Source organism: Pseudomonas sp. Gutcm_11s (genome assembly GCF_028649395.1).
Taxonomy (GTDB): domain Bacteria; phylum Pseudomonadota; class Gammaproteobacteria; order Pseudomonadales; family Pseudomonadaceae; genus Aquipseudomonas.
Genome location: NZ_JAQSUW010000012.1, coordinates 200,250 through 201,612 on the forward strand (window position 1 = coordinate 200,250; position 1,363 = coordinate 201,612).

The window sequence follows — 1,363 nt, forward strand, 5'->3', positions numbered from 1 at the left end:
GCCGCTGCCGCCGAGGCTCTGGCCGAGGGTGAAGGTGTTGCCGGCGTCGACGATGTCGAAGCCACCGCCACCGGCCTGCCAGGTGATATCGCGGCTGGTGCCGGTGAAGCCGGTGCCGGTCACGCGCAGGGTGCCGCCGTTGAACAGCAGGTCACCGCCATTGCCCAGGTTGTTGTCGCTGGCGACCTGCAGTACGCCTTCGCTGAGGGTGGTGTCGCCGAGATAGTCGTTGGTGCCGCCGAGGATCAGGGTGCCGAAGTCGCGCTTGTTGATACCGCTGGCCCCGGTGATGCGGGTGGCGATGGTGGCCGTGGCGTTGGGGTCGACGCGGATGCTCAGGCCATCTGTAGCGTTGGCGGCGCTGAGGCTGCCGGTGCCGTTGAGCAGGTAGCCGTCGGTGGCGAACTGCAGGCCGGTGGTGGTCTGGTTGCCGAGAACGAAGACGTTGCCCGCCGTACCGGTAAATACCGCGAAGCCGTTGTTCCACACTTCCTGGGTGATGCCGGCCTGGTTGGTCCAGGTGCTGGCACCGCCCCAGATGCCCGTGCCACCAGTGATGCCGGAGAGGGTATCGGCGCCGGCGTCCCAGAACTGCAGGGTACTGCTGCCATCCTGCAGCACCAGGTTGACCTGGCCATCGATGGCGGTCTGCAGGGTGGCCAGGTTGCCCTGCACGCTGCCAGGCAGACTGCCGATCAGCATGCCGTTGTCGGTCAGCTGTCCCAGGCCGTAGTCGAACAGGCGGTACACGCCGAGGCCGAAGCCGGGTTGGGCGGAGACGTTGAGAGTGCCATCGAGCACCAGGGCGCCGTCGACCCGGCCCAGGGCACTGGTGCTAGGTGCGCCGAGGCTGGCGTTGACGATGGAGCCGGCGTTGAGCGCCAGGCTGTCCATACCGAGTGTCTGGCCGCTGGCCAAGGCCAGTGCGCCGCCGTTGGCGATGCTGACCGCGCCGCCGATATCGCCGCTGCCGGTCAGGGTGCCGCCGTTGGCGACATCGACTGCGCTGGCCAGCGAACCGGTGACGTTCAGCGTGCCGTTGCTGACGCTGGTGCCGCCGCCGTAGGTGCTGGCGCCGCTGAGGGTCAGGGCGCCGCTGCCGACCTTGTCCAGGCCGCCGGCGCCACCAATGACGCCGCCGAAGCTGCTGTTCTGGTTGTTGCCACCCAGGCCGAGGGTGAAGCCGTTGTTGACGGTCACGCCCCCCGCGCCAGCCAGCGCACCAATGGTCTCGTTGCCGCTGACCAGCAGCTGGGTGCCGCTGGCCAGGTCGACCTGGGTGGTATCCGCCAGTGCGCTGCCGCCACTGACTTCGAGGTTGCCGGCCTGCACGCTGAGCGGCCCGGTGAAGCTGTTGCTGCCG

Annotated in this window: 1 protein-coding gene; it reads right to left on the minus strand. The window is 68.7% G+C overall.

Going from position 1 to position 1,363, the window contains the following annotated elements; genetic code table 11:
- On the minus strand, window positions 1-1,363 hold a 1,363-nt coding region (locus PTT45_RS09840; protein WP_273813011.1), incomplete at both ends, for a beta strand repeat-containing protein.